The 12,517-nt window shown below is 72.8% G+C and carries 12 protein-coding genes; 8 read left to right on the forward strand and 4 right to left on the reverse strand.

Annotated elements, in window-relative coordinates; translation table 11 throughout:
- The first annotated feature begins 8 nt into the window (after window positions 1-8).
- From lipB to H299_RS0124935, 3 genes are all read left to right on the forward strand, one after another.
- Window positions 9-818 carry a lipoyl(octanoyl) transferase LipB gene (gene lipB / locus H299_RS0124925; protein ID WP_027750635.1) on the forward strand — a complete coding sequence of 270 codons (810 nt, stop codon included), beginning with the start codon at window positions 9-11 and terminating at the stop codon, window positions 816-818.
- 64 nt (window positions 819-882) lie between these two features.
- On the forward strand, window positions 883-1,821 hold the full coding sequence (gene lipA, locus H299_RS0124930; RefSeq protein WP_027750636.1) for a lipoyl synthase: 939 nt from the start codon (window positions 883-885) through the stop codon (window positions 1,819-1,821).
- A 187-nt stretch (window positions 1,822-2,008) separates the two neighbouring features.
- Window positions 2,009-2,698 carry a DUF4191 domain-containing protein gene (locus tag H299_RS0124935; RefSeq protein ID WP_027750637.1) on the forward strand — a complete coding sequence of 230 codons (690 nt, stop codon included), beginning with the start codon at window positions 2,009-2,011 and terminating at the stop codon, window positions 2,696-2,698.
- A gap of 108 nt (window positions 2,699-2,806) precedes the next feature.
- Here the strand turns inward: H299_RS0124935 and H299_RS0124940 are convergent, their stop codons facing one another.
- On the reverse strand, window positions 2,807-3,277 hold the full coding sequence (locus H299_RS0124940) for an RDD family protein (RefSeq protein WP_027750638.1): 471 nt from the start codon (window positions 3,275-3,277) through the stop codon (window positions 2,807-2,809).
- A 238-nt stretch (window positions 3,278-3,515) separates the two neighbouring features.
- Between H299_RS0124940 and glnA the strand changes: the two genes are divergently transcribed.
- From glnA to H299_RS40650, 5 genes are all read left to right on the forward strand, one after another.
- Complete coding sequence (gene glnA, locus H299_RS0124945) at window positions 3,516-4,931, forward strand: type I glutamate--ammonia ligase (RefSeq protein WP_027750639.1); 1,416 nt, start codon at window positions 3,516-3,518, stop codon at window positions 4,929-4,931.
- Between the two features lie 520 nt (window positions 4,932-5,451).
- Window positions 5,452-6,024: a restriction endonuclease gene (locus H299_RS0124950; RefSeq protein WP_027750640.1), complete on the forward strand. Its 573-nt coding sequence runs from the start codon at window positions 5,452-5,454 to the stop codon at window positions 6,022-6,024.
- 473 nt (window positions 6,025-6,497) lie between these two features.
- Entirely contained in the window at window positions 6,498-6,803 is a 306-nt protein-coding gene (locus H299_RS36110; protein ID WP_486587411.1) for a hypothetical protein, read from the forward strand.
- 67 nt (window positions 6,804-6,870) lie between these two features.
- Entirely contained in the window at window positions 6,871-8,967 is a 2,097-nt protein-coding gene (locus tag H299_RS40645; protein WP_051262815.1) for a hypothetical protein, read from the forward strand.
- Window positions 8,964-9,236 (forward strand): UTRA domain-containing protein, encoded by a 273-nt coding sequence (locus H299_RS40650; RefSeq protein ID WP_486587449.1) that lies wholly within the window; start codon window positions 8,964-8,966, stop codon window positions 9,234-9,236. The genes H299_RS40645 and H299_RS40650 overlap by 4 nt, the downstream gene beginning before the upstream one ends.
- A gap of 19 nt (window positions 9,237-9,255) precedes the next feature.
- On the opposite strand, the gene H299_RS36125 is transcribed toward H299_RS40650, so the two are convergent.
- The 3 genes from H299_RS36125 to H299_RS0124980 all read right to left on the reverse strand — a co-directional run bounded on the left by H299_RS36125 (window position 9,256) and on the right by H299_RS0124980 (window position 12,192).
- Entirely contained in the window at window positions 9,256-9,846 is a 591-nt protein-coding gene (locus H299_RS36125) for a DUF5709 domain-containing protein (protein ID WP_051262816.1), read from the reverse strand.
- Between the two features lie 257 nt (window positions 9,847-10,103).
- On the reverse strand, window positions 10,104-11,105 hold the full coding sequence (locus H299_RS36130; RefSeq protein WP_037760520.1) for an alpha/beta fold hydrolase: 1,002 nt from the start codon (window positions 11,103-11,105) through the stop codon (window positions 10,104-10,106).
- 76 nt (window positions 11,106-11,181) lie between these two features.
- Window positions 11,182-12,192, reverse strand: coding sequence for a winged helix-turn-helix domain-containing protein (locus tag H299_RS0124980; protein ID WP_027750641.1), 1,011 nt, complete (start codon window positions 12,190-12,192; stop codon window positions 11,182-11,184).
- Between the last annotated feature and the right edge of the window lie 325 nt (window positions 12,193-12,517).

Genomic DNA, 12,517 nt, shown 5'->3' on the forward strand with positions numbered 1-12,517 from the left:
GAGCTGCCATGGGTGAGTCCCCGGAGGGCGGGGCGGGCGCGCTGCGCTTCGTCCAGCTCGGCTTCGGCGACGAGGCGGTGGAGTACCGCGAGGCGTGGCAGGAGCAGCGCCGGGTGCACGCGGCCCGTTTCGCCGACGAGATCCCGGACACCTGCCTGCTGCTGGAGCACCCCCCGGTGTACACGGCGGGGCGGCGCACGGAGGAGAGCGAGCGCCCGCTCGACGGCACCCCGGTGGTGGACGTCGACCGCGGCGGAAAGATCACCTGGCACGGACCGGGCCAGCTCGTCGGCTACCCGATCCTCAAGCTGCCGCGCCCCGTCGACGTGGTCGCCCACGTGCGGCGGCTGGAGGACGCGCTCATCGCGGTGTGCGCGGACTTCGGCCTGGCGACCTCACGGGTGGAGGGCCGCAGCGGGGTGTGGGTCCTGGGCGACCCGGTGGCACGGGAGGAGCGGGCGCACGGCGGCCTCTCCCTGGACTTCGCCCCCCGGCCGGCCGACGACGAGTTCGACCCCCGGCTCAGCGGCCCCGAGTACGCGCCCTCCAACGCGGGCCAGCGGGGCGAGGACCGCAAGATCGCGGCCATCGGCATCCGCGTCGCCAAGGGCGTGACCATGCACGGCTTCGCGCTCAACTGCAACCCGGACAACACCTGGTTCGACCGCATCGTGCCGTGCGGCATCCGGGATGCGGGCGTCGCGTCGCTGGCGAACGAACTGGGCCGGAATGTATCGGTGCGCGAGGTGATTCCCGTAGTGGAGAAACACTTGCGCGCGGTGTTGGAGGCGGCAGTCCCACTGCCCCGCGCCGTCTGAGTCGTACAAGCACAGGCGTACGCTGATACGCACCGAGGAATCGAAAGTACGTAGGGAGTCGGACGTGTCCGCTGTCGCACCCGACGGTCGCAAAATGCTCCGTCTTGAGGTCCGGAACAGCCAGACCCCCATCGAGCGCAAGCCCGAGTGGATCAAGACGCGGGCGAAGATGGGCCCCGAGTACAACGCGCTCCAGAGCCTGGTCAAGCGCGAGGGGCTGCACACCGTCTGCCAGGAGGCCGGCTGTCCCAACATCTTCGAGTGCTGGGAGGACCGCGAGGCCACCTTCCTCATCGGCGGTGAGCAGTGCACCCGGCGCTGCGACTTCTGCCAGATCGACACCGGCAAGCCCGCCGAGCTGGACCGGGACGAGCCGCGCCGGGTGGCGGAGTCCGTCCAGCAGATGGAGCTGCGGTACGCCACGATCACCGGCGTGGCGCGTGACGACCTCGACGACGGCGGCGCCTGGCTGTACGCCGAGACGGTCCGGCAGATCCACGGCCGGATGCCGGGTACCGGCGTCGAGCTGCTCATCCCCGACTTCAACGCGGTGCCCGAGCAGCTCGCCGAGGTCTTCTCGTCCCGGCCCGAGGTGCTGGCGCACAACGTCGAGACGGTGCCGCGCATCTTCAAGCGCATCCGTCCCGCCTTCCGTTACGAGCGCTCCCTCGAGGTCATCACCAAGGCGCGCGCCGACGGGCTGGTCACCAAGTCCAACCTGATCCTCGGCCTGGGCGAGACCCGCGAGGAGATCAGCCAGGCCCTGCGCGACCTGCACGCGGCGGGCTGCGAACTGATCACCATCACCCAGTACCTGCGCCCCTCCCCCCGGCACCACCCGGTGGAGCGCTGGGCCAAGCCGCAGGAGTTCGTGGAACTCCAGCAGGAGGCCGAGGAGATCGGCTTCACCGGCGTCATGTCCGGGCCGCTGGTGCGGTCCTCCTACCGGGCCGGGCGGCTGTACAAGCAGGCGATGGAGGCACGTGCCGCACAGGCGGCCTGAGCGGCACGGCGGCCCGGTGCCCCCGCGCGGTTCCCCCGCGCGAGGCGCCGGGGTGTGACCGGTGCGTGACGGCAGCACCACGCACCGGTGCCCCGCCGGTGCCGTGCCCGCCGCGGCGGGCCGTGCGCCCCGCACGTACTCCCGGCCGGGACCACCACCGGTCGGCGGGGCACGTAAACTTCCTCCCATGGCGAGGAAGGAAACATCCGAGAATCCAGGGCGGCTCAAGCAGATCGCCCTGACGTACAAGATGACCCGGCGTGCGGACCGGTGGATCGGCTGGATTCTGGCCGGCGTGGGGCTGGTCACCTTCGGTGTCTTCCTCGCGTTCGGCTTCTGGATCGACCACCCGGTCTACCTGGGCATCCTGGGGTTCCTGCTGGCCTTCCTCACGACGGCGATCGTCTTCGGGCGCCGTGCCGAGAAGGCGGCGTTCGGGCAGATGGAGGGGCAGCCGGGAGCGGCTGCGGCCGTGCTCGACAAGGTCGGCAGGCAGTGGACCGTCACCCCGGCGGTGGCGATCAACCGCAGCCAGGACGTGATCCACCGGGCCGTGGGCCGGGCGGGCATCGTGCTGGTGGCCGAGGGCAATCCGAACCGCGTGCGCTCCTTGCTGGCCGCGGAGAAGAGGCGCATGGCCCGCGTCGTCGCGGACGTGCCGGTGCACGACATCGTCGTGGGCAACGACGAGGGCCAGGTGCCGCTGAAGAAGCTCCGCGCGACGATGCTCAAGCTGCCGCGCGTCCTGCCGGGCCCCCAGGTCACCCAGGTCAACGACCGGCTGCGGGCGATGGGCGACCTGATGAAGAACATGCCGATCCCGAAGGGGCCGATGCCCAAGGGCATGCGGATGCCGAGGGGCCAGGGGGGCCGCTGAGGCGACTCCGCCCGGACGGGCGGGCTCTCGCAGCCCGCCCGGTGCGGCGGCGCTCGGGCGCCTGCTCAGCCTGCCTCAGCGCCGCCTGCCTCAGCTGAGCGGCGTGCTTCAGATCCGGACCTGCACCGCACCCGCGACGCGGTCGTGCAGGCCCCTGTTGTCCCGGTCCCAGATCAGCGCGGGCAGGGCCAGCCCGAGCAGCACGGTACGGGCGAGCACCCGCCAGCCCGCCAGCCGCTGCAAGCCGTCGACCGCGACCACCCGCAGGCCGAACAGGCGCTTGCCGGGCGTACACCCCACCGTGCCCACCGTCAGCAGGCTCATCACCAGGAACACCGCGAGCGTCCAGGTGTCGGTGGAGGCGAGGTCACGGCCGGAGAGCAGCCCGTAGCCGATGAGGGCCGAGAGGCCCCAGTCCAGGAAGATGGCACCGAAGCGCCGCCCCAGCGGCGCGATCGACCCGGGCCCCTCCTTCGGCAGGCCGAGCCGCTCACCCCGGTAACCGAAGTCCACGCCCATCCGTTCGGCCGCCGCGCGCGGGCCGGAGAGCCACGATCCGATCGCATCCCTGTTGTCCACACCTCAACGGTATCGCGCGGAAAAACGACCTTGCTCCCCGCACCCCGGGGCGGCGCCGCACCACGCCGCGTCCCGCGCCGCTGAATCCGGCCTCGCGCTGGTTAACATCGGCGAAACAACCGGGTCATGCCCGAGAAATGCCCTCTGCCTATGGTCGAGCATCAGCGCGACCCCGCAAGGGTAGGCGCCCCAAGGCAGCAAATCCCGTCCCCTCGCGGCGGGGCATAGGAGGAGTGGGATGTTCCAGAACGCCGACGAGGTAAAGACGTACATCACGGACAACGACGTGAAGTTCGTCGATGTCAGGTTCTGTGACCTGCCGGGCATCATGCAGCACTTCACCGTCCCCGCCGAAACGTTCGACCCGGCCGAGGACCTGATGTTCGACGGCTCGTCGATCCGCGGCTTCCAGGCGATCCACGAGTCCGACATGGCGCTCGCCGCGGACCTGTCCACCGCGCGGATGGACCCGTTCCGCAAGGACAAGACGCTCAACGTCAACTTCTTCATCCACGACCCGATCACGGGCGAGCAGTACAGCCGTGACCCGCGCAACGTGGCGAAGAAGGCCGAGGCGTACCTCGCCGCATCCGGCATCGCCGACACCGCGTACTTCGGCCCCGAGGCCGAGTTCTACGTGTTCGACGACGTCCGCTTCGAGACCAAGGCCAACGCGGGCTACTACCACATCGACTCCGAGGCCGGCGCCTGGAACACCGGCGCCATCGAGGACGGCGGCAACCGCGGCTACAAGGTCCGCTACAAGGGCGGCTACTTCCCGGCCCCGCCCGTCGACCACTTCGCCGACCTGCGCGCGGAGATCTCCCTGGAACTGAGCCGCAACGGCCTCCAGGTCGAGCGCCAGCACCACGAGGTCGGCACCGCGGGCCAGGCCGAGATCAACTACAAGTTCAACACGCTCCTCGCCGCCGCCGACGACCTCATGCTCTTCAAGTACATCGTGAAGAATGTCGCCTGGCGCAACGGCAAGACCGCGACCTTCATGCCCAAGCCGATCTTCGGCGACAACGGCTCCGGCATGCACGTGCACCAGTCGCTGTGGTCCGGCGGCGACCCGCTCTTCTACGACGAGCAGGGCTACGCCGGGCTGTCCGACATGGCCCGCTACTACATCGGCGGCATCCTCAAGCACGCCCCGTCGCTGCTGGCCTTCACCAACCCGACGGTCAACTCGTACCACCGCCTGGTCCCCGGCTTCGAGGCCCCGGTCAACATGGTCTACTCGCAGCGCAACCGCTCCGCCGCGATGCGTATCCCGATCACGGGCGCCAACCCGAAGGCCAAGCGCGTCGAGTTCCGCGCCCCGGACCCGTCCTCGAACCCGTACCTCGCCTTCTCCGCGCTGCTGATGGCGGGCCTGGACGGCGTCAAGAACAAGATCGAGCCGGCCGAGCCGATCGACAAGGACCTCTACGAACTGGCCCCCGAGGAGCACGCGAGCGTGCCCCAGGTCCCCACCTCCCTCCCGGCGGTCCTGGAGGCCCTCGAGGCCGACAACGAGTACCTCCAGGCGGGCGGCGTCTTCACCTCGGACCTGATCGAGACCTGGATCGACTACAAGCGCACCAACGAGATCGCCCCCATGCAGCTCCGCCCCCACCCGCACGAGTTCGAACTGTACTTCGACATCTAAACCGGGTTCGGACGGTCTGGGCGGAAGCCTGGAAATGCTGTGACTCGTGAGATCTCTCGATGAGCGTCGTCACCCCCTCCAGAGGGGGTGACGACGCTCACTCGCTTGGTCAGGCACGAGTCGCACCTGTCTGATCTGCCGAACACCGCAACTCAGGCGCCGCTTCCCAGGGCGTGTCCGCGCTTTCGGGGGATCAGTGTGGGGCGCCTGCCCAGAAGGAAGATGCCTTGCGCAGGAGATACCCGGCAGTGTGACCGCACAGAGCCGCGCCCCCGCCAACGGCGGAATCGAGCCTCTGGCCGTAGGTGCGGTCTTTTCGTTCGGCCCGGTTCTCACCCAGACTGCCGCCCAACTGGTCTGAAACAGGGGCGGGGGGGGAAGCATGGCGAGGAAGCGCAAGCGCCGGGTGGCGGTACGGAGAAGACAGAAGGATCGACGGACTGCGGCCTTGGGCAGTGGTGCGGTGGGGCTGTTCCTGCTGGCGGCGTTATGGTCCCAGGTCTGGCCATACCTCGTAGGCATGGCGGTGCTCATGGGTGCTGGCGGGGCGTTGTGGTGGCTCCGGCACACCGACCGGCTCATCCGGGGCCGGGACCAGCAGTGGCGGAACGAGGACGCGATCCGCGTCGGCCGCCGTTCCATGGCCGAGGTGGATGCGATGAGCTGGCAGGAGTTCGAACGGTACGTGGCCGAGTTGTGCCGCCGCGACGGCTGCACGAACGTGGAGGTGAGCGGCCGGTCCGGCGACCTGGGGGCCGATGTCGTCGCCACTCTGCCCGACGGCCGGAGACTGGTCATCCAGTGCAAGCACTACGCCCCACACCGGTCCGTACCCAGCGGCGACATGCAGAAGTTCCTCGGCACCGCCTGGCTGCACCACAAGGCCGACGTGGCGGTGTTCGCGGCGACCTGTACTTTCAGCAAGGCCGCGCTCGCGCTCGCGGTCCAGCACCGCGTACTCGCCGTACACCGCGATCTGCTGGGCGTGTGGAACACGGGCACCCCGCTGCCGGCCATGCTGCCGCTGAACGGCACCGGGCAAGGCGATCGCGCCCGCCGAAGGCGCGGGAAGGACACCTACCGCGCCGAGTAGCACCGCCGTACACAAGGCAGGCCAGGCAGCACCCCGAGGGGCGGAGCGCGGTGCCCCGCCCAGACCCAGGACGAGCGGCTGCCCCTTCCGGGGTCGGGGCAGCGCGCTTGACGGCGGCTTCGGCCCGTACGGTCAGCGCTTCTTGGTCCTCTTCTGCTGTCGTGGCGTCCACTCACCTCGGTGGAGTTGGCAGCGGGAGTAGCCGATCATCGCCGGCTTCTGACATGGCCTGCCGCTCTTGGTCTTCGTCGATCCGCACTTGACCTGCTTGCCCATTGACCCTCCCGCCGCGTGGATACGTCTGGATGCATCGTCATGGACAGGAACGATCAATGTCTGTTTAAGCATTCATTTCGGCTGATTCACCACCCTGCGTGACTGGATTCGCTTTCCTCCCCGACGCTGCCCCTGCGAGGCGGGACGGCTGAGCGGTCGGCAGGTCAGACAAGGATGAGAGGGAGGCGCGGGGCCAGGTGGCCCAGGGCGGAGAACTGGGCGCCAGCTACACGGACGCCGAGCGGTACTTCTGCACGACGAAGTGCGGCGACGACGTGTCGATCTTCTTCGTCGGCCTGCACCTGCCGCGCCGGCCGCTGTGGAAACTGAACGGCAGCAAGGCGGTGAAGACCTGGTGGAGGGTGGGGGACCTGGCCGGACCCCGGTGGTCGGCCGTGACCGAGCGGCACGTCCGCAGGCGCCGGTGGCTTCCCGCGCGCTTCGGGATCAGCCGTCGGCTCGGCGGGTGGGCCGACCCGGTCCTCACCTACCGGCCGCGGTGAGTCCGCGCGCGGCCACGCGGAGCGGGCCGGTGGTGGCGGCCGCCGGCTGCTGAGCAAGGATGGGCCGATGAACAGCGCTTCCGCACCGCGGCCGGACCGGCTCCGGGCCGCCCTCGCCCGGGCCGGGACGACCACCGGCGACGCCGGGCACGACGAGTTGACGGCCACGCTGCGGGAGGTCGACGCGGCGGGCGACCACGTGGCGGGCGCCGCCGCGCTGGCCGCGCTCGCGGAGCACCCCGGCCACATCCTGCGGCTGGACGAGCGGCTGCGCCGGGACCAGCGGCAGGAGTTCCGCCCCGGCGCACCCGGCGCACTCGCTGGGCGGGCGGCCCGGGCGGCGGCGGCCCTGCCCCCGGACGCGGGGCCCGTCGCCCTGGCCCTGGCCTGCTCGCACAGCGACGGCCGCATACGCGAGCGCGCCGTCGACCGCCTCGCCGCGCGCCCGAGCGCGGCGCTGCTGCCCTTCCTGGTGCTGCGTACCTCCGACTGGGCGCCTCCGGTGCGCGAACGGGCCCGCGCAGCCCTGACGGACCTGCTGCACCGGGAGCCCCTGCGGTTCCTGCCTGCCGCCGCCCCGGTCGCGCTCCGCACGGCGCACCGCGGTCGCGGCGCGTACGCCCGCGGGCAGCTGGTCGCCGCGCTGCTGTCCGTGCCGGGCACGGCCCTCTTCGAGCAGCTGCTCGCCTCGCCCCACCGCGAAGTGCGGTGCTTCGCACTGGACTTCGCGGGGGCGGCACACCGCCGGCCCCTCCGTACGCTGACCGCGCTCGCGGAGGGCGACCCGGATGCGCGGGTACGGGCGCGGGCCGCCGAGGCTGCCACCCGGGAGGCGGTGTGGACGGGCCGGACGGAACTGCTGCGGCGGCTGTCCGCCGACCGGCACCATGAGGTGCGCGTGACCGCGCTGACGGGACTGCTCCGCGCCGGGCACGGGGAAGAGGTGTCCGCGTACGTGGACGACCCCTCGGGTCTGGTCCGCGCGCTCGCCCGGGACGCCGCCCGCCGCCGGGGCGGCGACACGCTCGCGCACTACCGGGCGGCCGTCCGGCGGGAGCAGCCGCCGGTCGGGGCGGTCGCCGGGCTGGGCGAGACCGGCACCGACTCCGACGGTGCCCTGCTGATCCCCCTGCTCGGTGATCCGCGCGCCGAGGTGCGCACGCAGGCGCTGCGCGCTCTGCGCGTCCTCGGCGCCGTGCCGCAGGACCGCGTCGTCCCGCTGCTTCGCGACCCCTCGGGCAAGGTGGTCCGGGAGGCGGCCGCCGCACTGCGCCCGCACGCGTCGCGGCTCCCCCCGGGGCTGGCCCCCGCGCTGCTGGCCGACGAGGACCGGAGCGTCGTACGCCGTGCGGGCTACCGGCTGCTGAGCGAGCCGGACGCCGTGGCCCGGCTGCGCGTCCTGCTCGGCACGGCGGCCGATCCGGATGCGCGGCTGTCCCGCCGGGCCGCCGGCGACACCGCCGCCCTGGCCCGTCTGCTGTACCCGACGCCGTGGCGCACCAGGGAGCGGCCCGCCTTCGACACCACACCCGAGCAGCGCGCCGGACTCCTGGCGCTGGCCGACCGCGCCGCGGCCCTCCCCCACCGCACCGTCCAGCTCCTGCACGAGCTGTTGGAGCCCACCGGATGCGCGGCGGAGGCGCTCCGGGTCCGCCACGGGCCGCACCCCGACTCCGTGAACCCGCTGATCGACGTCCGGGCGACCTTCCGTGCCGAGGACCCGCACGCCGCCCTCGGCCTGATGCGGGAGGTCCTGCTCGCCGTACTGCCCCGCGCGGCGGCTCCGGCGGCGGACTGGCCCGCCGACGAGCAGTGGCCGGATCTGCTGCCGGAGTGGTTCGTACGGCGGTGCGCGCCGCCGCGTGCGGCGGCCGGTGGCGATCCCCACGCGTGGCTCGCGTGGTGGCGCGGCCTGGGTCCCGAGCAGAAGAGGGCCGAGGCGATCAGGTACGCGGAGGCGGACTGGCGGCTCACGGACTGGCTCGACCTGTTCGACCCCGACGGGCTGGCGGACGGCCGGAGCTGGCGCTGGTGGGACTGCGGCGTCGACGGGCCGTCCACCGGCTGGGTCCGGTTCGGCGTGGACGGCCATCCGTACGGGGGCGGCGGGGCGCTGCGCTGGCTGATCGAGGCCGCGGGCGGCCACGACATCGACGTGCCCTGACGGCGCCGCAGGAGACCCAGCAGGACACGGGGCCAGGAGGCACCTACGCCCGGCTCGCGGACCTCGGGCACGAGCCTGTCCACTTCCGCGAAGAGGTGCGCTCCCGGATGCCGACCGCCGAGGAGACACGGCAGTTGGCGCTCGCGCCCGGCACGCCGGTGATCCAGATCTGCCGCACGGCGTTCGCGGGCGCGGGCCACGCGGTGGAGGTGAACGAGATGACGCTCGACGCGGCCTCGTACGTGCTGGAGTACGACTTCGACTCCTGACGGGCGGTCAGCCCCCCGTTCAGTCAGACTCGCGGGCGTCCGGATCCCGGGGTGCGGAGGTGAGGTGGACGGCGGCCTCCTCGGCGGAGGCGGCGGAGCCGTCGATGCCGACGTCCCGCGCCACGACGTCCTTCTCCTCGTCGGCGTGCGCGCCCTCGTCGGGGGCCACCAGGCGGCCCGCCCGGTCCCCGGAGCGCTCCGCGGCCTGCTCCTCGTCGAGGATCTCCTCGTCGGTGGGCTCGTCGCGGGCGGCCACGCCGTCGATGTCGGTCCCCTCGTGGATGACCTCGGCGTCGAGCGCGTTCTCGTCGACCAGCTCGTCCCCGTCGGTGTCCTCCCGCCCGCTCTCGTCAAGGCCGGGGGCCGGGCTGCCGATGTCGCGCGTCTCCCTGGAGAGGCGCGCGTCCAGCGGCTCGCCCTCCCGCTGCTCCGTCGCGGTCGTCCCGTAGCTCTCGACGCCGAGCGGCTTCTCGGGAGGGGAGTAGCCCTCGTCGAGCGCGCTGGCCACGCCCCGCTCGACGAGGGTGTCCTCGGGCTCCAGTACGCCCGCGTCGTCCTGCACCTCCGACTCGTCGGGCTGGTAGACCTCGTCCCCCATGTCACTCGCCATCGTGCTGACTCCTCTCCGCGCCCGCAGCGCGCTCGCCCCGCGTGCTCTGCCGACGCCTCTGTGCCCTACGGTCCTCCGGACGGACGGGGCTCGCACCCGGAGGCGCGTACCCGAAGCCGGAGGCGCGTACCCGAAGCCGGAGGCGCGTACCCGAGCGTGCGTACCCGCAGAAGCAGTGCGTACCCGCGAGAGCCGGTCTGACGCGGCGAGGGCGCGAGCGCGTCCGCCGATCCGGTCCGAGGTCGCCCGGCAGTCTCTCAGGCGTCCGGCGCGGGCAGGGCGCGCAGCCATTCCAGCAGGTGGCGGTTGACCTCGTCGGGGCGCTCCTGCTGGACCCAGTGGCCGCAGCCCTCCAGCAGGTGCGCGGCGGCCAGGCCGGGCAGGGTGGCGGGGAACGCCTCGATCGCGTCGGCCATCCACGTGGTGGAGGCGTCCCGGGTGCCGCCGACGAACAGCGCGGGCTGTTCGAGGGGGGCTCCGTCCCAGCCCGCGAGGTCCTGCCAGTCGCGGTCGACGTTGCGGTAGCGGTTGAGCGCGCCGCTCAGCCCGGTGCGTTCGAACTCGCCGGCGTACACGTCGAGGTCCTCCTCGGTGAGCCAGGAGGGCGGGTCGCCGGTGGGGAAGCGGTCGCGCAGCTGTCCGCCGGGGGCGACGAAGTGCGGGTCGGGGGCTTCGGGCGGGGGCATGGTGTCGGCGGAGAGAGCGGCGTAGAACCCGGCGAGCCAGGTGCGGACGTCGGGTTCGATCTCGGCCTCCGCGCGGCCCGGTCGCTGGAAGTAGCTGACGTAGAACTCCTCGTCGCCGCCGATCCGGGCGAAAACCTCGGTGGGGCGGGGGCCGCCGCGCGGGGCGTAGGGCACGCTGAGCAGGCCGACGGCGGTGAAGACGTCGGGCCGCAGCAGGGCGGCGTGGGCCGCGATGTTCGCGCCCCAGTCGTGGCCGACGACCACGGCGTTCCGCTCGCCGAGCGCGTGCACGGTGGCGACGCTGTCCTCCACGAGGTCGACCATGCGGTACGCCTCGACCTCGGCGGGCCGGGACGAGCGGCCGTAGCCGCGTACGTCGACGGCCGCCGCGCGGAATCCGGCGGCGGCGAGCACCGGCAACTGGCGGCGCCAGGAGTACCAGGACTCGGGGAAGCCGTGCACCAGCAGGACCAGCGGGCCGCTGCCCTGCTCGACCAGGTGGATGCGGCCTGCGGGCGAGGGCACCAGGCGGTGCTGCGCGGCCTCGCGCGGCGACGGGTCGGGCTGTGCCATGAGTCCTCCGGTCTCGTGCGCGGGGGCTGCTGCGTCCATTGTCCCGCTCGTCCCCGCGTGCCCGCGGCAGGTCCGGTCACGGCCGGGGGCCGTCGGCGAGGCCGTGCGCCGCGCTGTGCAGCAGTTCGGCGCCCAGTGGTGTGAGCGTGTGGTGGCGCGCCCTGCCCGCCGGGTGGGTGGCCACCAGCCCGGCACGGCGCAGGACGGAGGCGTGTTCACTCACCGTGGCCGGTGACAGGCCCGTACGCTCGGCCAGCAGGCTGGTCGACACGCCTCCGGCGATCACTTCGAGTACGGTCGCCCTGCCGTGCCCCAGCAGGGCCGCGAGTGCGGGGAAGGGACCGTGCGGGGCGGCCGGCGGCGGCTGCGGGCTGTGCACGGGGCCCACCTGGTAGTGCAGGGTCGGCTGCTCCTGGCCCGGATCGCAGGGCACGTACGAGACGAACGCGGCGGGCGCGAGCAGCAGCCCGCGCCCGTCCAGCCGGTAGTCCAGCTCGTCCGGGCTGTCCACCTCCAGCACCGGTGGTCGCCAGTGCATGCGCGGGTGGAGGCTGCCGAGGACCTGTTCGACGCCGCCCTCGCGCAGTTGCCTGCTCCGGATGGCCAGGTCGGCGTTGAGCCGGGTACGCAGATCGCTCCAGTGCGGCGCGACGGCCAGCCGGTGGTAGTCGCGGACCGACCCGGCCAGCGCGTCGAGCGCGGCTCGGTCGCCGTCGGCCAGGCCGCGCAGCCAGGGCGGCAGACCGCGCCGGTCGGCGACGTGCTCCAGGTCGGCGCGCAGCGTGCCGCGCGGCGTGCACCGCAGCCGTTCCAGCTCGCTCTCCAGCGTGTGCCCGCGCTCCGGACCCTGGACCAGGAAGCCGGGTACGGGGCCGTCGGGGGTGCAGGCGAGCGCCGCGAACCAGGGCCGGCTCCGCTCGGCGGCGCGCAGCCCGTCCCGCACGGCGCGGCGCCAGGAGCCGGGCGGTGCGGCTTCCGGGCGGCGGACCAGGTAGATCATGCTCAGCGTGGTCACCGCCAGCGGGCTGGGCGCGTCGGCGAGCCGGGTGCGGGCCACGTCGCTGACCGAGAAGTGGATTCGGATCATCCGTACGCTCCCGCATGCTGAGGATTCGGCCTGCCCCGAATCGTCTGGTTCCGGCGCCGACGGCCCGGCATTCTGGAGGCGAAGGGCGGCGGGGACCGGATGTACGGGGGGCAACCGGTCCCCGCCACCCGGACCTCACGGTCGTACTATTCGTGCCGGTCGTGCCGGTCCTACTTCTACCGGCCCGGCGGCGGCGCGGGCCCCCGTCGCGCAGGCCTCACCCGTACGGGGGGCGCGGGTGCCGGTGCGGCCACCGGCCATCGCGCCCGCGCTCGCCGAGCGCCCGTTTCGCTCCCCGCGCGCTGGAGACCCGGAGCGCAGGCAC

The sequence above is a fragment of the Streptomyces sp. CNH287 genome, assembly GCF_000424825.1.

Bases quoted from the DNA above. Each gene is read 5' to 3' on its own strand.
- H299_RS36125 (WP_051262816.1), bottom strand. From the start codon at position 9,846: ATGGCGAGTGACATGGGGGACGAGGTCTACCAGCCCGACGAGTCGGAG.
- H299_RS0124980 (WP_027750641.1), bottom strand. From the start codon at position 12,192: ATGATCCGAATCCACTTCTCGGTCAGCGACGTGGCCCGCACCCGGCTC.
- H299_RS36130 (WP_037760520.1), bottom strand. From the start codon at position 11,105: ATGGCACAGCCCGACCCGTCGCCGCGCGAGGCCGCGCAGCACCGCCTG.
- lipB (WP_027750635.1), top strand. From the start codon at position 9: ATGGGTGAGTCCCCGGAGGGCGGGGCGGGCGCGCTGCGCTTCGTCCAG.
- glnA (WP_027750639.1), top strand. From the start codon at position 3,516: ATGTTCCAGAACGCCGACGAGGTAAAGACGTACATCACGGACAACGAC.
- H299_RS40645 (WP_051262815.1), top strand. From the start codon at position 6,871: ATGAACAGCGCTTCCGCACCGCGGCCGGACCGGCTCCGGGCCGCCCTC.
- H299_RS0124950 (WP_027750640.1), top strand. From the start codon at position 5,452: ATGGCGGTGCTCATGGGTGCTGGCGGGGCGTTGTGGTGGCTCCGGCAC.
- H299_RS0124935 (WP_027750637.1), top strand. From the start codon at position 2,009: ATGGCGAGGAAGGAAACATCCGAGAATCCAGGGCGGCTCAAGCAGATC.